This is a genomic window from Candidatus Thiosymbion oneisti (assembly GCF_004359955.1).
Taxonomy (GTDB): domain Bacteria; phylum Pseudomonadota; class Gammaproteobacteria; order Chromatiales; family Chromatiaceae; genus Thiosymbion; species Thiosymbion oneisti.
The window spans coordinates 1-17,948 of the sequence record NZ_SMSC01000016.1; the positions used below are offsets into that span (position 1 = coordinate 1).

General features: G+C 54.7%; 18 protein-coding genes. 8 read left to right on the forward strand and 10 right to left on the reverse strand.

The features are described 5' to 3' along the window. The first annotated feature begins 547 nt into the window (after positions 1–547). Positions 548–832, forward strand: a complete 285-nt coding sequence (locus tag E1958_RS10730; protein ID WP_243448465.1) for a type II toxin-antitoxin system HicB family antitoxin — start codon at positions 548–550, stop codon at positions 830–832. A gap of 17 nt (positions 833–849) precedes the next feature. On the opposite strand, the gene E1958_RS10735 is transcribed toward E1958_RS10730, so the two are convergent. The 7 genes from E1958_RS10735 to parE all read right to left on the reverse strand — a co-directional run bounded on the left by E1958_RS10735 (position 850) and on the right by parE (position 9,936). Continuing rightward, positions 850–1,968: an FIST signal transduction protein gene (locus E1958_RS10735; RefSeq protein WP_133511872.1), complete on the reverse strand. Its 1,119-nt coding sequence runs from the start codon at positions 1,966–1,968 to the stop codon at positions 850–852. Positions 1,969–2,370: 402 nt separating this feature from the next. Continuing rightward, positions 2,371–4,152: a hypothetical protein gene (locus tag E1958_RS10740; protein WP_133511873.1), complete on the reverse strand. Its 1,782-nt coding sequence runs from the start codon at positions 4,150–4,152 to the stop codon at positions 2,371–2,373. 193 nt (positions 4,153–4,345) lie between these two features. Further along, positions 4,346–4,585 (reverse strand): HAD hydrolase-like protein, encoded by a 240-nt coding sequence (locus tag E1958_RS22010; RefSeq protein ID WP_207787834.1) that lies wholly within the window; start codon positions 4,583–4,585, stop codon positions 4,346–4,348. 42 nt (positions 4,586–4,627) lie between these two features. Continuing rightward, positions 4,628–5,335: a glycosyltransferase family 2 protein gene (locus E1958_RS10750; RefSeq protein WP_133511874.1), complete on the reverse strand. Its 708-nt coding sequence runs from the start codon at positions 5,333–5,335 to the stop codon at positions 4,628–4,630. After that, a complete protein-coding gene (locus tag E1958_RS10755; protein WP_133511875.1) occupies positions 5,332–6,048 on the reverse strand; it encodes a TylF/MycF/NovP-related O-methyltransferase in 717 nt (238 codons plus the stop codon). The genes E1958_RS10750 and E1958_RS10755 overlap by 4 nt, the downstream gene beginning before the upstream one ends. A 149-nt stretch (positions 6,049–6,197) precedes the next feature. Then, positions 6,198–7,868, reverse strand: a complete 1,671-nt coding sequence (locus E1958_RS10760) for a sugar phosphate nucleotidyltransferase (protein WP_133511876.1) — start codon at positions 7,866–7,868, stop codon at positions 6,198–6,200. Positions 7,869–8,049: 181 nt separating this feature from the next. Beyond that, complete coding sequence (gene parE, locus E1958_RS10765; RefSeq protein ID WP_133511877.1) at positions 8,050–9,936, reverse strand: DNA topoisomerase IV subunit B; 1,887 nt, start codon at positions 9,934–9,936, stop codon at positions 8,050–8,052. Between the two features lie 148 nt (positions 9,937–10,084). Here parE and E1958_RS10770 point away from each other — a divergent pair, with 148 nt between their 5' ends. From E1958_RS10770 to E1958_RS10780, 3 genes are read left to right on the forward strand one after another with little or no spacing between them, the layout of a single operon-like run. Further along, positions 10,085–10,426: a hypothetical protein gene (locus E1958_RS10770; RefSeq protein WP_133511878.1), complete on the forward strand. Its 342-nt coding sequence runs from the start codon at positions 10,085–10,087 to the stop codon at positions 10,424–10,426. Further along, entirely contained in the window at positions 10,419–10,958 is a 540-nt protein-coding gene (locus E1958_RS10775; protein WP_133511879.1) for a hypothetical protein, read from the forward strand. The genes E1958_RS10770 and E1958_RS10775 overlap by 8 nt, the downstream gene beginning before the upstream one ends. A 12-nt stretch (positions 10,959–10,970) precedes the next feature. Further along, a complete protein-coding gene (locus tag E1958_RS10780; RefSeq protein WP_165742050.1) occupies positions 10,971–11,369 on the forward strand; it encodes a hypothetical protein in 399 nt (132 codons plus the stop codon). Between the two features lie 150 nt (positions 11,370–11,519). Here the strand turns inward: E1958_RS10780 and E1958_RS10785 are convergent, their stop codons facing one another. Together E1958_RS10785 and E1958_RS20875 are read right to left on the reverse strand one after the other, a co-directional pair. After that, a complete protein-coding gene (locus E1958_RS10785; RefSeq protein ID WP_133511881.1) occupies positions 11,520–12,395 on the reverse strand; it encodes a tetratricopeptide repeat protein in 876 nt (291 codons plus the stop codon). Positions 12,396–12,946: 551 nt separating this feature from the next. Then, positions 12,947–13,165: a hypothetical protein gene (locus tag E1958_RS20875; RefSeq protein WP_165742052.1), complete on the reverse strand. Its 219-nt coding sequence runs from the start codon at positions 13,163–13,165 to the stop codon at positions 12,947–12,949. Between the two features lie 759 nt (positions 13,166–13,924). On the opposite strand from E1958_RS20875, the gene E1958_RS10790 reads away from it, so the two are divergent. From E1958_RS10790 to ispA, 4 genes are read left to right on the forward strand one after another with little or no spacing between them, the layout of a single operon-like run. Beyond that, positions 13,925–14,461 carry a hypothetical protein gene (locus E1958_RS10790; RefSeq protein ID WP_133511882.1) on the forward strand — a complete coding sequence of 179 codons (537 nt, stop codon included), beginning with the start codon at positions 13,925–13,927 and terminating at the stop codon, positions 14,459–14,461. A 15-nt stretch (positions 14,462–14,476) separates the two neighbouring features. Then, a complete protein-coding gene (locus tag E1958_RS10795; protein WP_133511883.1) occupies positions 14,477–14,881 on the forward strand; it encodes a hypothetical protein in 405 nt (134 codons plus the stop codon). Between the two features lie 49 nt (positions 14,882–14,930). Then, on the forward strand, positions 14,931–15,161 hold the full coding sequence (locus tag E1958_RS10800) for an exodeoxyribonuclease VII small subunit (RefSeq protein WP_133511884.1): 231 nt from the start codon (positions 14,931–14,933) through the stop codon (positions 15,159–15,161). Further along, positions 15,154–16,059, forward strand: coding sequence for a (2E,6E)-farnesyl diphosphate synthase (ispA, locus tag E1958_RS10805; protein WP_133511885.1), 906 nt, complete (start codon positions 15,154–15,156; stop codon positions 16,057–16,059). The genes E1958_RS10800 and ispA overlap by 8 nt, the downstream gene beginning before the upstream one ends. A gap of 4 nt (positions 16,060–16,063) precedes the next feature. Here ispA and E1958_RS10810 read toward each other — a convergent pair whose 3' ends face one another. Continuing rightward, positions 16,064–17,932, reverse strand: a complete 1,869-nt coding sequence (locus tag E1958_RS10810) for a DUF294 nucleotidyltransferase-like domain-containing protein (protein WP_133511886.1) — start codon at positions 17,930–17,932, stop codon at positions 16,064–16,066. Positions 17,933–17,948: the final 16 nt, after the last annotated feature.

Consider the following 17,948-nt stretch of genomic DNA (forward strand, 5'->3'; position numbering starts at 1 on the left):
GGGCAGACCACATTTCTTCACCTCCAAGAAAGGGGGAAAAGAGACCAGGCTCAATTGATGGGTCGTTTTTCACAGATTATTCGCCTAACATTTGGCTGCAAGCGACCCAATGCCGCAGTCCGGCTCCTCAGCAAGTTTCAAGCTCAGTGCCACGCGGCATTGGGCGCCTGAGCCAAACCGTTAGGCGTATCAAAGCAAATTGATAAACAGAGGTAAAGGCATATGACAGATCTTCTTAGTCGGGCATTTACTGAGGCATCCAGACTTTCGGATTTGGAGCAGAACTTAGTTGCTCAATGGCTACTAGATGAACTTGCTTCTGAAAAGAAGTGGGATAGTATGTTTGCGGATTCCGAGGTATATTAGGCGTTCTTGCCGATGAAGCACTTGAACAGCACAGAAAGGGAAAAACAGAAATGCTTGATCCTGATACACTATGATTTCTCACACAACGAGTAGTTTTCGCATTCGCGCGATTCGTAGTTTTCTCTTTGCATCCTGATCTACCACGACAAGCGGTTAGCAGCTAACTTAATGGCATTGCGTTTTGGGTCAGCTGATTTTTGGCGTTATGTTCAAAAAAATGAATCAATCAACAATCTTAGAGGTAAAAATGAAACACACATTTACACTTGAATATTGGCAAGACGATGGATGGTATGTTGGAAAAATTAAAGAAATTCCTGGAGTGTTTAGTCAAGGTGAGACGATAGAAGAATTAGAAGAGAACATAGAAGATGCATATAAATTGATAATGGAAGATGAAATCCAAATTTATCACCTACCTTCTCAAACAAAAGATATTTTGGTAATTGACAGCCATACTCTGTAGTGTAGAGAAGCTTACCATCAGGTAAAAAGCGTCAGCACGCCTGTATAGCCATAGAGTCGGTCCTGGAATATCTCGCCGTTTGCGTAGAAGCCGACCAGGGGGAAATCCCCCAGCTCCGAGGCGATGAGCTTGAGCTCGTCGGAATCCTCACCGAATAGGTTACGGCCACGTCCCAGGCAGGAAACGTAGATGCCGCCCCGCGGCGATCCGTCGAGGGTCTTTTTGATCGCTGTCAGCATGCGTAAAAGATCCTCTCGCGCAGTATTGGCGTCACGCCGGCAAAACATCACACGTCCGCCCTGCTCGACCAGGTCGCCGATGGCGACGAGGCCATTTTGCGGATCGATGCCGACTAGGCTGCGTACCAGATAGTCGCCGGTATCCGAGCCGATGATGGGGAGACCGACGAAGATATAGCCGCCGATGCGGGCTAGATCCCGGGACAGGATCTCCCCGATATCCTCCTTCAACACATCCAGGGCCGGGCGCCCATCGAGCTGAATCATGATGTTGCGCTGGGCCTCGGTGATGACCCGGTGCGGACCGATCGGGACACAGCCCTGACTCAGGCGGGTGACTACGCCCACTTCTTGGGAGAAGAACACCCCCGCGACTCCGCCTTGGGTGAGCTCGTCCGCATACAGATAGATGCTTTCCTGGGAGCTGGCCAGACCACCGACCAGGAAGCCGGAGACCGTGCGCTCGGCTAGCTGCTTGACCAGGGCCTCGGTAAGGGGATTGGAAGGATCGGCGTGGACCAGCCCGAGGAAGGGCTGGTGGGTTTTGATCCAGTCATTGTTGCGCCTCGTAAAGTCGTCCAGGTCCTTGAGGATGGAGGGAAAAATGCGGAAGGAGTCGTCAGGGAACTCCCCGATCATCGCCGCCACTGCAGGTTGTTCATAGTACTCGACCCCGGTGGCGCAGATCCCTATGCCGACGGTACCCACCCAATGCGTTACCCCGGTGGACGCGCGGAAGCGGTCGAGCACCTCGCCCATGTGTCCCGCGAGCGCATCCGTAACATAGAGAATCCCCAGATTACCCGCCTCGGGAACTGGCCCAAGTGTGGCGAGGCACTGATCCGCCGCCTCGCGCCAATCAGCGCCGGCTGCATGTCCGAATGAGAAACCTGTCATCTCTGCGTTCTCCAGGGGCTTGACAGGGCATATGGCCTTGGCGGATCGTATCCAGAGCCTTGAGCCCAATGCCATTGACTTAAGGATTATGAGATCGGTTCGTTTGGCTCCCACCGCGTCATTCCGGTAAGTATTGCCGGAATCCAGGTGCCATGGATGGCAAAAACAATCGGGTGGTTGAACAATTACGATGATTTAAGTTAATGGCATTGGCCTTAAGCCCGCATATATGGTGGGTCCAGGATCAGGCAACCGGGTACGAATTCTATCCCTAGTTGTTTATTCTGTCCCCCTTCGCTGTCCGAATGACACGCGCTCGCCTGGTTATGCGCCAGAGTGCGTTGACCTTTAGGAGGTCCGCGCATATGAAAACAGTCGGTTAGAGTTAAATGTCAATGGCTCCTAGTTTCCCATCCACATGACTATCGGATCATTTGAGAGATATGCCAATTCGACAGGGCGATCAATGCTCAGAGTAATCTCCCTGATCTCATTAATTGAGATAGGTACCTTGGACGAGAGCATAAGCAGACCTCCCTCTGAAGGTAGCTCACGCGAACCAAGCAGATATTTGGTGCTGCCGTCTTTCATTACAATATCGGCCTGGGCATTGGCGTCCATCGCTTGAGCGGTAATCGGTTTGACAAAAACAGCTAATGCAAGCAATGCCCGATTATCGGAAACCTCCTGTACAGGCAAATCAACACTGCTGGACATACCACTTACCGGCAAAGGCTGAAAATAATGGCTCTGGTTAAAGTCATCAACATACAGATTATGCGAAGGTCCAATAGGAGTTAGCCGAGAACAATTCCTTCGAAAAAGCCATGTAATAGGCTCGGTAGGCACACAAACTGCAGCACCTGAATCAATGACAGAGGCCATATTCTGCCATTGCGAATTATTCAACCTTGGGAAGTCCGGCGTACGGTTTAAGGTACCAGCAAAGGAAAACCAACCGGAAATATAAAACCACACTAAAAATAAAGTAGGGGCCACTCCGGGTATCGCGGAATAGAAGCGCCCCTGGTTTTGATTAACGACAGCAGAGATCATACCAACTACAACTAAAATAACACCACAATATCCGACCATACTATGCCGATACATCCGAAAACCGAGACTAGGCGTTACCTCCGGCGGACTGACAAGCCTCTCCATGTTGGGGCTCCAGAAATTACTCAAAGCAAAGACATTTAGAAGAACACTGAAAAATAAAATACTTAATCCAACTAAAATTAGAGCACCAGAATGGGTACGGCGCCTCATTAGAATATAGACACAAACAACCAACAACAACAAACCAAACCACATGGGTTGATAGAGCTCAACCGGTAACCTGCCTGCGAAGAAAGCACCGAGCAAGCCAACAAAATACTTAATTGAAGCGATTAGTTTATCGATAAGAGTAAAGTCACTCTTGGAAACCCAATGCATGGTGCCAGCAGAATGACTGAATGCCATCCTTATGAGCTGTGCCAGGCCGAGGATCGAGCTAACAATGGTAATGAGCCTGAATCTTGTTTTGCCGACAAAAGCAACTAAGATCATGGCAGGCAGCACAGACAAAACAGCAGGCTTTGAAAGCATAAAAATGGGAACGAACCAGCTCCACCGTGGGACCTCATGAGACCTCTCAACAAGCGCAAGAGCGGTAACAACAGCAACCAAAAAAGCAGAGAAATAGGTGAAATTTATAAATGTTCGGGTCCCGAAATCAGCAAGCATGAGTACTGCAATAGCAGCCCAGAATCTCAAAAAGTCGCTCTTTACAAGGACCCGAAAAGGCCTGAGACAGAATGCACCAACCATAATCCCTGTGGTCAATATGGCAGACCACGTATAAAAGTAGGGAATGGAAGTTGCTGGCAAATTTAATGAGCTGCCGATAAAGGCCAGTATCCTTTGCGGCAGTGGAATGTATCCGGCATCAGTTGAGAAAAACTTTACCGCGATCGAGGAAGCGGTTGAATTCGGATAGTAATTTGTAGCCATCTCCGCCCACATCTCTCCGCCCAAAACCCATTCCGGTTGCATGGCCAGCAGGTAAATACAATAAAATACGATGGACGTAATAAAGAGTACTGTCGGTCGGTTGTAGTCGGCGGAATCAACCGTAGGAAAAGACTCATCATTCGGAAAGAGCCAATTGCGAAAACGGTGAGCAAACGATATTATTCGCATCAGTATCACTCTAATTATTTACTGAGATTATTTTACACAGCGAATGCGATATTTTTCAGCATTCCAGTCCAAAAGGGCAGCTACTTGATCGATAGAAAGCGGGCTAAGCTTCTAGAGGATTGCGACCGATATCAGAGCAATACTCCGTGACCGATGATTTGAAATCAACCATGGCTCACCCCTAATTTGGAAATTAACCATCCGAGCTTTCCAAATTCGCGGAATGAGGCATCTGGAGCCTTCTCGTCGACACCAAGAGGGGTGCCTTCATGAATCTTCTGCAAGTAACCGCGCTGATCTTTTCCCGCCCTCCGCGTATATCAGTTACGGGATTATCCCCTATCATCCAAATACAGTCTCCCTTTGGATGCATCTTCTCCGGCGCGATCTTAATCTGTGGGATCGATAATGTAGCAGTGACCTTCTGACACACCGCCCTGTGTGCCGCAGCGTGAGCCGGCGCATACGGATACAGTTAAATATTAACCACCATCATGCTCTTTTTCAATTGAAGACTGAAGTCCACTGTTCTGCGAATGAACTTCCACTTGGCCGCCCAGTTGACATTCCAGTGTGAAACGCCATGGGCTCGCTCACCGAACCTGACCGGAAAACGATGCACTTTAAGTCCGTGTATTTTGGCCTGATAGTAGGCGTACAAATCCAGCGAAAAGTCGTGCGGCGGGGATTGCCAGGTCTCAAAAAACCTACGAGAAAACATCGTCGGCTGGGCATTGATATCCCACATGGACCGTGCCAACAAGAGTGTCTCAAATGCACTCATGCCGACAGTGAACACTACATCCATGATGGGCCGACCATAGCGTCGCCCTTTCACAAAGATGCCATCCCCGTGCCGATCAAAAAGCTCCAGACCTTTTCGCGCATCTTGAGGGTCGGTCTGCATGTCAGCATGTGTCCAACCCATAATATCACCTCTGGCAGCCCTTAGACCTGACAGAATTCCAAATCCATAGCCTTGGTTCGTCTCGACGCGAACGGTCCGACAGTTCGAATATCTTGGAAGTAGTTTTGACAATACTTCCAATGATTTGTCTGTCGAACCATTGTCGACCAATATCACTTCAATATCGCTGCCGGAGTCTAAGGCCATGCAGCGGTCAAGCAGCAAAGGTAAGTTTGCCGATTCGTTGTAGCAGGGGATGACAAGGGAAAGTTTCATCGGACTACCTCGGATACCACGAAAACCACGCCGCCCATACCGTAGGTAAATACCTGCCGTATTTTTACTCCGGATTTGGAAACAAATTCATTAAAAGCCCGTGCAACGCCGCGTGACTCAGCGCCCCGATAGGAATAATAATCATCAAGAATAATGAAGGTGCCTGCTTGTATAGTTGGAATACAAAAAGTAAGGGCGTCATATGCGCTGGAGTATGTGTCACTATCAATAAAGATCACGCGTGACTTAGTGATGTCCAAATGAGACGCACCATTTTTCAATGATTCACTAAAGAAACCCGGAATCAGTTTGAAATCAAGTCCTGCGGCAACCCGCCGAACTCTGCGATTGACATTGGATAAACTTGTGGAAAAATTTTCATCGGTGTAGAAGGGGTGTTTGTCCTCTTCCGTCAGGTCACCGAACCCGGCAAACGAATCAAATCCGTAAAATTTCGTGCTTGAAATCTTTGGAGCTATCTTGGCTAATTTTTTACAGCATCTAATAGAGTGACAAAACGAGCTGCCAGTAAAAACACCGAACTCAAGATAATCCCCCTCTATATCTTCAATTGCAGAAAGGTAGTGGACTTTCTTTAAGGCATAGTATTTTTCCAGATTATGAATGATCCCCGGATTGATGCCGGCGATAAATACCGAGGCTAGGTCTTGCATAAAATCAAGCTTCGAAAGAAAGCCAAACTTATTTGTCATCACGACAATCTCCTATGTGAGCCCTTATTTTTTCCAACTATACAAGAATGAAATATCGAAATGCTGCAATAGCAGGTACACAAAAAAGTTGATTATATTTGAGCCAATCCCGACAAACAGGTAGCGAAAAAACCCAGAAGTCAATTTCATTACTTCATTAATGCCGGCAGAGCCGGACATGTAGCTCTATATCTAAACTTGAGAAAATCGATAGTATTCTGGGATACTCGTGCATCCTTTTCCAGTCCATAAGGATGGCATTCCCATTTGTGAAAACATGACTGCCAATATTCGAAAGTGAGTAGGTCATTGGGAGTACCCCAGCACAAGTAACTGTCGACTTCAAACAAACGACAATTCATCCCGAGCGCGATCGCATCGTTGATACATGAATCGATATAAAACTCACCGTTAATGCGTCCGTCACGGTCGATGAGCCGTTCCACTACTCGGCGCAAATCTTCTGCACGACGAAATGTGAATGTCCCAAGGACAATCGGATCGGAAGTCGGGCTATCGAGAGGGGTTTTGACTGAGATGGAGCGGATCACTCCAGCTTTGGCATTGATCCATCCGTACATCTTCGGGTGACGTATCGCATTGGGGTAGCCACGGACTCCCCATACGATGACGTCTACATCCGGGTCGCCGACTAAACTTCGGAAGGCCGTAAGGTCATACAAGGCACCATTGTCACAGGCCCCAATCGTGATCGGGCCCGGTACGTCCCCCAGTTCCTCGGCTATGGCATCCAAACCGATCAAGGCCGTGCATGCCTGACCCTCAGTTACCTGATCGGTCGTTTTGATGATCGCTTTGGGATAGAGTCGTGTCAGTTCAGTCGTTACTTCCCGATGGCCTTGCATATCGGACCTTAGCACAAAGACATGCTGTTCGGCAGGTGGCAAGTCATGTGTTGCCTGAGCGACCATGGGTTGTCCGGAAACAGGTATCAGGGGTTTGGTTAGCGAGTAGCCCCCAGCGGCAAAACGCTGACCGAGACCGGCCATTGGTACGATCACAGTACCCATGGTTTGAGACTTAACCACAGTGGTAGCCACCAACTGCCGGAAAGCTCTGGACCACATGTTGTACTCGGCAACGTCTTCCGGCGTTCCCCACTGCATGAAGTGCTGAAGCGGATAAACGGCCACAGGTTGTTTGTTGGCAAGCAGCGGCCTATACGCGAGACTGACGTAGTACTCCCCCCCTACATTCAAATCCTGCTCCATTGCCGAACGAAATGCCTCGCTCATGATCCGTGCGGTCGCGAAGTAGTAGGTTCCACTGGATGCATACTCCTGCATCCGATTACTTGTATATGGCTGCTTTTCCTGAATATCTTGAACCCAGCCGCCTGTTTCTCTCATGTAGGCGTAGTTCGTGTTGCCAAAGGAATGCGGGTGAAAACCCTGGTACGCCGGAATTGCGCCGACACACCCGACATCACGCACGAATTGCTTAAAATGTCCCCAGTCCCAATAACATGTGAAATCGCAGTAATTCACGATCACTGGTCGAGTTTGATCAAGCATATCTTCAATCTGGCGAACGGCATAAACCGGACCGAGCTTGTGCGGTGGAATGCCGACTATACGCCCACTTGAGCAGTACTCTTTTAGGATTGCTGCCATGCGGTATGCAGGTTTATTCAGATGCTCCTGATTACAGACAAAGATGAAGTTACTTTCACCAGGAAACATATCAATAATATGCGCAATAACTGGCTTGTCCTCGATTTCGATGAGCGGCTTTGGAACGGAATATCCTGCACGGCGAAATCTCTCACCAAAGCCTGACATCGGAATGACAATCTGCATAGAATCGCTCATTTCTGGCTTGGAACAGGGAATAGCTCCTTACTGGGGTGTCAAATCCCGCAGGGTTATAGACCTTTTTTTGAACAGATTTGGCTGTTTTTGGTACCAGTTCTTCATCGCCTGAAAGGGTGGAATATGGCCTGAATTCAAATAGAATCGCCCATCTCGCACGCAAGCCCGCTCAAACCTCGGCCAAGTCCCCCTTCTCCTGCAACCAGCCGCGCCGGTCTGCCGCCCGTTTCTTGACCAGCAGCATGTCCATCAAGGAATTGCTGGCTTCCCGCTCCTCCACCGTAAGCTGGACCAGGCGCCGGGTATCGGGATGGATGGTGGTCTCCCGCAGCTGCACGGGATTCATCTCGCCGAGCCCCTTGAAGCGCTGCACGCTGACCTTGCCCCTGAGCTTCTCCGCCTCGATGCGATCCAGCACGCCCTGCTGCTCGGCATCGTCCAGGGCATAAAAGACCTGTTTGCCGACGTCGATACGGTACAGCGGCGGCATCGCCACATAGAGATGTCCCTTTTCTACCAGGCTCGGAAAATGCTTTAGAAACAGGGCGCACAAGAGGGTCGCGATATGGGCACCATCCGAGTCCGCGTCGGCCAGGACACAAATCTTGCCGAACCGCAGCCGTGAGAGATCACTGCTGCCCGGGTCCACGCCGATGGCAACGGCGATGTCATGGACCTCTTGGGAGCCCAAGACCTCGGCGGGATCGACCTCCCAGGTATTCAGGATCTTACCGCGCAGGGGCATGATGGCCTGAAACTCCCGATCCCGGGCCTGCTTAGCTGAGCCCCCGGCGGAGTCGCCTTCCACCAGAAAGAGCTCGCTTTGCTCGGGATCGGTGGAGGTACAATCCGCCAGCTTGCCAGGCAGGGCCGGCCCCTGGGAGACCTTCTTGCGCGTCACCTTGCGCCCGGCCCGCAGTCTGGCCTGGGCGGCGCCGATCGCGAGCTCGGCGATCCGCTCCGCCTCGGCCACATTCCGATTGAGCCACAGGCTGAAGGCGTCTTTCACCACGCCGGAGACAAAGGCGGCACATTCCCGAGACGAGAGCCGCTCCTTGGTCTGGCCGGAGAACTGGGGGTCCAGCAGCTTTATCGACAGGATATAGCTGCAGCGCGCCCAGACATCTTCCGGGGTCAGCTTGACCCCCCGCGGGAGCAGGTTGCGAAACTCGCAAAACTCCCGCACCGCCTCCGTGAGCCCGGTCCGCAGACCATTGACATGGGTGCCGCCCTGGACCGTCGGGATCAGATTCACATAGCTCTCGGTGACCGGATCGCCACCCTCCGGCAGCCAGACCAAGGCCCAGCTCGCGGCCTCATTGGTCCCCTCCAGGTTGCCGACAAAGGGATCGGCGGGGATGGTTGCGAGACCGGCGAGGGACTGGCTCAAGTAATCCTTGAGACCATCCTGGTAGCACCAGGTCTGCTCCTCACCGTTGGTCTCGTCACGGAAACCGATCTTGAGTCCGGGACAGAGCACCGCCTTCGCCCGCAACAGATGCTTCAGCGGCGGCCGGGAGAATTTGGGGCTGTCGAAATACCCTTCGTCCGGCCAGAAGCGCAGACTGGTGCCGGTGTCAGAGCGTCCGACGTTGCCGATCACCGCGAGCTCCGAGACCTTGTCACCCTGGGCGAAGGCCATCTGGTATTCCTTACCGTCGCGCCGGATCCGGACCTCCAGGCGCCTGGACAGGGCGTTCACCACCGAGACCCCGACGCCGTGCAGGCCCCCGGAAAACCGGTAGCTGGCGGTAGAGAACTTGCCCCCGGCATGCAGCTTGGTGAGGATCACCTCGACGCCGGGCAGGCCCTGCTGGGGGTGCAGATCCACCGGCATGCCGCGACCATCGTCCCTGACCTCAAGGGAGCCGTCGGCGAAGAGCACCACCTCGAGCCTGCGGGCAAAGCCGGCGATGGCCTCGTCCACACTGTTGTCGATCACCTCCTGGGCCAGATGGTTGGGCCGGGTGGTATCCGTATACATACCCGGACGCCTGCGCACCGGGTCGAGCCCGCTCAGGACCTCGATGGCAGAGGCATCGTAGCTGCCGCTCATGGCCGGGTTTGGGTTTCCTTCTGAGGTTGCCGCTGACCGCTGGGTCGCTGATCGCTGGGAGCCGGCTGGTCTGCCGGCATGAATTGACCGCCTGACCGCGGTAAGTTACCTTAGCTTCTTGGCTGGTTTCAAACTCTGGAAAACCGACATGCTCGTAATAAGCAGAGAGCAACAACGCTTACTGGCGGAAAACCTTTTCCCACATAAGATATTGGCTTTCCTCAAGGAGCAGTTGCCGGAAAAATGCGACAAACCGGATGCCGTACTCCTGGAATCAATAAGAGGTTACATCGAGACGGCAAGAGAACAGGATATAAGAACCGAACGGGCACTGGCAAAGTGGTCCTATCTCTCTCTCCTGACCGACGGCAAGCTGCCCGACATCCAGGGTGTAGGAGACTACCTGAAGCAACCGCATCCCTCTCAAAGCGAAAAGATGGATCGGCTTATGAAATCCATGGCCGTAGCCACCAAGTTGACTGTTGGTTGAAAAGACCAGCGAGGCGTTCATTGTGGTCGCAATAGCTGCTGCGCCGCCCTTGGTGGCCGCCGGACCGCCGGGGTGGGTGGTACTCGGGGTTTTAGTCGCTGCCACGGCAATCGTGTCCGCGGCTGAGATCATGAAGGCAGATGAAGACGCAGACGACATCTTTGCCGATGACGAGCCCACCGGTATCCAAAGTTGCCCCGAGGAAAGTTGCTCTGACAAGACGAGTCCGGCGGAAGGTAAAGACAAATACAGAGAGCTTCCGGAGAACCCGGACGATCTGCTCGATGATGGGTATGAAGAAACCACACATCCGAAAGCACAAAAGAAGGGCATCAGGACATTTCATAATCCGAAGACGGGTGATGAAGTCGAATTCCATAAAAGAAGGCCAAATGAAACCGGTTGGAAGGCAAAAGACCATTGGCACAGATATAATCCGAATACAACCGGAAAACGTGACCTCTATCTGGACAAGAACGGAAACCCCGTACCTAAAGGATCGGACGAATCGCACATAGAACCTGGCAAATAACAGCGGAGAGAGATGATGTCGATTTCAGAAGTCCTGGAAGAGTATTATGGGTTGCATGATGCTTCGCTCGACGGCTGGAACTGGGCGGATTCGGATCGCCTGGTGCTCGAGATCGAAGTGAATATGAATCAAGAAGGTGATACGGAGGGTGACGATTTCAGGCAAATCATTCTGATCTTCGATGGCTGTACCCTGATTGATGGATTGAACGAGGGATTCAACGGCTTTTCAACCGGTGACGCTACAATTCTTGACGCGACTGAAGTGAAGGAATCCACATCGCCAACAACAAGGCAGGGAGTCGAGCTGGCCATGAATTACAATAACTATGATGAAAAATACCGAAGGTTTGTGCTGGTCAAGATTTTCTTCGATGAGTTTTCCGTGATTGATCCGAAAAGGCAAAGCTGAATTCAGGATCGTAACCGTTCAGCCATCTCCGACCTGACCTCGGAAGCGAGAGAATGAACATGGAAACCACATACAAAATATCGGATCTGGTAAAGGGCACCCAGGTTGCCGTAGTCACTCGCCATGCCTTCCTTGCGCCCCAATTTTACATCAATAGCTAGGGGCCTTGTTGTACATCGCCTCAGCCTGATCCAGATCGCCGCGGATTCGATAGACATTGCCCGGGTTGCCGTAGGCGACAGCCAAAAACTCCTGATCGTCTTCGGCATTGCCGAGTGATGCGACCTTACGATAGGCCGCTTCGGCGTTATCCAGCGCCCCCGTTCGCCGCAGGAGGCGTCCGAGCTGATTCCAGCCGTCGGCGTTCTCCGGGTCGAGCTCGGTGGCGCGCCGGTAGGCGGCAATCGCCTTGTTCGTATCATGCAGAAAGGCGAGGGCCCCACGATGCCGCGCCGCCTCCGCGGCTTCTTTGTAAGCCGATTTCTTGGCCGCTTCTCCTTCCGCGATCTTGCGTGCCTCGACCTCGGAGAAGATGGCCTCCGCCAGTGTGGTGTTTCCCTCGGCCGCCGCTGCGAGGGCTTCTTTGATGCGGGCCTGGGCGTCTGGAATTTCGGTTTGCTTAGGAATAGCGGCGATGGCTTCTTTCAGAGCCGCCAACTCCGCTTGCAGTGATCGTTCTCGCTCCTGGGCCACTAGCTCTCTTTGCCGGGTATCAGCTAGGGCTTGTTCTTTCCTCTCCAGCTCTCGGCTCAGGGCTTCAACGGCCTTGTCGATAGTCTTAGCGACCGATGGGTCGGTCTGGATAGTGACGTTGCTGCCGTCAGTTGCAACGACTGCGACGCCATTTCCAGAGGCCGAGGCGGTGATGTCCGGGGAATGTTTGGATGAGTCGATAACTAGCCAACCAACAAGCGCAATGGGCACGGCAACCCCGATTCCTGAGAACACCCAGGCCCAGGGTTTGTGCTCACGCAACCAATCCCACAGCCGGGGAAGGATGGTTGGAAAATCTTTGAATATGCTCATAGCGGCTTATGGCAGGCTGAACCCAGCTCAGGCGCTTGCAGCGTACCACAGTAACCGTCGGGTGGGCTGGGCCCACCGACCGGCCTGACAGGCACGCCGGGGAGACTAGTGGGCTGCCGCCCAGCGTAGGGTGGGCTGTGCCTACCAGCCCTTTCTCCGCGGCGCGGAGCGTCTGCGTTCCCACGCGGCGCGTGGGAACGAGAACCCAGCCCGTCGGGTGGGCTGTGCCCACCAATTGCCTGGCTGGTGGGCATGGCCCACTCTAGGCGCTGACCCCCTCTCCCGTCGAGGGTGTCGCAACAGTCATTTCGAACCACAGAGAACACCGAGAACATGGAGAAAGGAAGCGGCCAATGCTCTGCGTTCTCGGTGTCCTCTGTGGTTTAAACTTCACAGACCGGCAGCTGACGCCACCGTTTTTGCGACACCCTCCCGCCGGGAGGGTGTCGCAAAAGCCCCGCTCCCGGTCTCTGGTTCCCAGGCAGCGCCTGGGAACGAGAAAACTAAGCCTGACTGATGACCATTTGGACCGGCAACTCGGCATTCAGGTTCTAGCCGGTAACCAGAAGAGCCGACAACATGTCGGCGGTTCCAGGGGCCGACAGGATGTCGGCGGTCCCGGGCCGGCTGGGACCGCCGTCTTTCAGACGGCTTACGGACTCCATGACCAGCTGTCGGCAACGCTCAGAGCAGACGCCCTCCGGGCCGAACCGGATAACAACGCCGGACAGCCGGCAGGTTTGATTCCCGTGTATACGAATGCTGGACACAGGCCCGATGCTCTCCGCGGCGCGGAGCTTCCACCTTCCCACGCAGCGAGACTGTGAAAGTATTACCGGATTTTCAGAGCATCAGGGATAGAGCAACATAATTTCCATAGTCAAGCCGGAAATCTTTCTCCTCAGTCCCACGTGATATGGAATTCAGCGTGGAATATGGTAACTTCATCCCACCGCTTTCGGGAAAAGCGAATACTTTCACAGTCTCAGCGCGTGGGAACGAGAAAGAACACCCCCCTTTGGAGTGCGCCGGCTAAGCGGCGCGGCCGCATCGAATCTCAACGCTAGGGGATATCGCCAGCCCTGGCCGGAGATCCGAGCGGTGAGTTCCACCGGCGCCGCGGCGACGGCGCTTTCCCCAGGCGTCACCAAATCAAATCCAAAGCGGCGGCGGGCAGATACCCCCCGGCCAACCCTGCGCTTACCTCGGGCACCGCGAATTCCGGCAGGATCGGGGTAGGTTGCCGCCGCACTCCAAATCGAATCGATTTATCAGGGTTGCACTGCCTGCTGGACGCATTGACCGCCTAACCGTAGTTAAGTTACCGTAGCTCCTTAGCTGGTTTCAAACTTTGGAAAACCGAGATGCTCATAAGAAGAGAGCAACAACACCTACTGGCGGAAAACCTTTTCCCACATAAGATATTAGTTTTCCTCAAGAAGCAGTTGCCGGAAAAATGCGACAAACCGGATGCTGTACTCCTGGAATCGATAATATGAAATCCATGGCCGTAGCCACCAAGTTGACTGTTGGTTGAAAAGACCAGCGAGGCGTTCATTGTGACCGCAATAGCCGCTGCGCCGCCCTTGGTGGCCGCCGGACCGCCGGGGTGGGTGGTACTCGGGGTTTTAGTCGCCGCCACGGCAATCGTGTCCGCGGCCGAGATCATGAAGGCAGATGAAGACGCAGACGACATCTTTGCCGATGACGAACCCACCGGTATCCAAAGTTGCCCCGAGGAAAGTTGCTCTGACAAGATGAGTCCGGCAGAAGGTAAAGACAAATTCAGAGAGCTTCCAAAGAACCCGGATGATTTGCTGGAAGATGGATATGAAGAAATTACACACCCAGGAACACCGGAGCATATCAGGAAATTTCGTAATCCGAAAACGGGTGATGAAGTCGAATTCCATAAAGGGAGGCCGAATAAATCCGCCTGGAAAGGAAAAGACCATTGGCACAGGATAAATCCGAATAAAACAGGTAACCGGGACCGCTATCTGGACAAGAACGGAAACCCCATACCGAGAGGCTCGGATGCATCACACATAGAACCAAGTAGATGATAGCGGAGACAGTGCATGTTGATTTCAGAATTCCTGCAAGAGTATTGGTTACATGATTCTTCGATAACCGGTTGGAACTGGGCGGCATCGGATCGCCTGGTACTCGAGCTCGAAGTGAATATAAATCTAGCTGATGATACGAAAGATACGGACGATTTCAGACAGCTCATTCTGATCTTCGATGGCTGTACCCTGATCGATGAATTGAACGAGGGATTCAACGGCTTTTCCAGCGGTGACGCTGGAATTCTCGATGCGACTGAAGTGAAGGAATCGACATCGTCGACGGCCAGACAGGGAATCAAGCTGGCCATGGACTACGACAACTATGATGGAAAAAACGAAAAGTTTGTTTTGATCACGATTTTCGCCGATGAATTTTCCGTGATCGATCCGAAAAGGCAAATGAGTTTTCCGTGATTGATCCGAACCGGAATGGGCATCCGTAACAACCTTCGGCGGCCACCCAATGACCCACGCGGCAGACACCCAACCCCAAGGCTTTGAAGCTGTCCTCACAGAGCTGGAATCCCTGGTCGATACCCTGGAACAGGGCGAGCTGACCCTGGAGCAATCGCTGGCCTACTTTGAGCGCGGCATCGAGCTGACCCGCACCTGCCGGAAGGCCCTGGACGCGGCTGAGCAGAAGGTCCGCATCCTCACCAATGAGTCGCCGGAGCCCTTCCAGGACCATGAGTGATCCACGCCTGCAGGCCTTTCTGGCCGCATGCCGGGAGCGCGTAACCTCAGCCCTCGAGGCCCAGCTCCCGGCACCGGAGATACAGCCCGAGCCCCTACACCGAGCCATGCGCTACGCGGTCCTCGGAACGGGCAAATACATCCGCCCGGCGCTGACCTATGGTGCCGGGCTCGCCATCGGGCTGGCCCCGGAGACCTTGAATGCCCCCGCCTGCGCCCTGGAGCTGACCCACGCCTACTCGCTGATCCACGACGACCTGCCGGCCATGGACGACGACGATCTGCGCCGTGGTCGACCGACCTGCCATAAGGTATTCGGCGAAGCCACGGCCATTCTGGCGGGGGATGCGCTGCAGACCCTGGCGTTTCAGATCCTGGCCTCGGATGATACCGTGCCGGGAGGAGCACAGGCCCGAACCGCCATGGTGGATACCCTCGCCCGGGCCGCCGGCTCCCGCGGCATGGCCGGTGGACAGGCCCTGGAGTTAAATGCTTTCACGTCCGGTCGGGAGCTTGACCTGGTTGCGCTGGAGAACATCCACATCCACAAGACCGGGGCCCTGATTCGGGCCAGCGTGCGCATGGCTACCCTCGCGCGCCCTGAGTTGGATCCTGAGTCCACGGACCACCTCGACCGCTACGCCAAGTGCCTAGGTCTAGCCTTTCAGATCCACGACGACATCCTGGATGTGGAGGGAGAGACGGCTGTAATCGGCAAGACTAGGGGCAAGGACCAGGCCCAAGGCAAGGCCACCTACCCGGCACTGTTGGGCCTTGCCGAGGCCCGCGCGCAGGCCCGCATGCTGGTTACCGAGGCGTTGACAAACCTGCAGGACTTCGACGAGCGCGCCGATCCCCTGCGCTGGATCGCACGTTACATCGTCGATCGGGATCGATAGAATATCAGGCAAAACGCGCTGCCTGATGGCGTTGTCCCAGGGCCTCCTGCATGGTATTGATCAGGGAAAAGGCATCCTTGAGGTGGCCGCGTTCCGGGGACGAGAGCTCATCCGGAGACAAGTAGTTATCCGCCTTTTGGCCGGCGCGGATTTGGCGTGCCTGGTGCCGCATGCGCAGGGTGCCGATGAGCTCCAAGGCGTCGATCAGATTGGCCGCACCGTCGTGACTCAAGGCCTGGACCTCTCCCCCCGCCTGCAGGCGTTCGATGGTGTTGATCTCCGGGATTCCGGCAGAGAGCGCATGTACCCGTGCCAGATCCACCACCGGCACCGTTCCGCGGTATTTAAGGTCCAGGGTATGGTCGTGCTCGCCGCCGCGGATGAGCACGAAATTGCGGAAGAAACCGAGCGGCGGCCGGTGCTTGAGGGCGTTAGCGGCCAGGTATGCGATGAAGATGCGGTTGGCACGGGAGTGTTCCAGCACATGCTGGTGCAGCTCTCCGAACAGCCCCCCCGGATCCTGCACCGGGCGCAGGTCGAAGAAGACATTGGCCAGCATGAGCGCCCTCGGCTCGGGGCGTTCGATCCAGTCCGTGAAGTACCTGCGCCAGATATGCAAGGGTTGACGCCACTTCGGATTACGGGCCATTACGTCGCCTGGGCAATGGTCGTAACCACAGGCAGCGAGCCCCGCATTCACACGCTCGGCCAGGGCAGCAAAGTACTCGTCATCCTCAAGTCCGGCCTGATCGGCGATCAGCAGGGCGTTGTCTTGATCGGAGTGGGATGATTGCTCGCGGCGCGCCTGGGAGCCACCCGCCAGCCAGGTATAGGGTACCGGGGGCGGGCCGAGCTCCGCCTCCGCCAATTCCAGCAGGCGAGTGGTGAAGGCATCGGTCACGGCACTGACCGCTTGGCCGACCTGATCCGCGGAGGCACCGCCGGTGACGAGGTTGACTTGCAGCTCCGGGACCTTGGTGCTGATCTGGACCAGGGTTGCGAGGTCCTGTGCCTTATAGATATCTCCCACCAGATAGACCGCATTGGCACTTTGGAAGCGCACCAGGTCGGAAGTGGACACGACGCCGACCACCTGGCCATCGTCCAGCACGGGCAGATGGTGTACGTTGAGCCGGGTCATGGCAATCAGGACCTGAAAGCCCAGGCTGTCTGCCTCGGTGGTGTGAAGGTTCTCCGTCATGATCTCGCGCACCGGGGTCCTATAGGACAGGCCGGCGGCGATGCACCGGCTGCGCAGGTCGCGATCCGTGATCATGCCGGCGAGACGCTCCCCCTCCATGAGAATCAGCGATGAGGCGCGCTGCTCGGTCATGATCCGCGCGGCATCCCGGATGCTGGTGTCGGGCGTGGCAGCAACCAGGGGATGACTGAGCAGATCCGAGACGCGGACGGTCATCCCTCCTACGCCGGTGGCCGATCCTTCCTGGATCCGGTGTAAGGCGTTGCGAAGGCGTTCGGCGACCCTGTACTCGAAGTGGTCGGAAAAGGCCCTGTGCTGCTCGCGTAGGTGATCTAAGTCCGCGCAGGAGATCAGATAAGCCAGGGTATCCTCGGCGGCACTGCAGGAGAAGAGGGGCTCAGAGTGGTCCTGCGGGCGGCAGCGCCACGGGAACAGGTCGCCTTCGGCGAGCTTGCCGACCAGCTCACCGTGCTCGTCGCGCAGGTCGATGGCACCGCGGCGCACGATATACAGATAGGATTGATCCACGTCATCCGGCGGACAGGGAGTGCCCCGACGGAAGTAACGCACCGAGAGCCGTCTGGGGAGTTGCCCCAGCACCTCGTCGGGAAGCAGATCGAAGGGATGATGACTGGCGAGAAAATCGCGGATTTCGATAAGTTCTACGTCCATCGCGCCGTGACCCGAC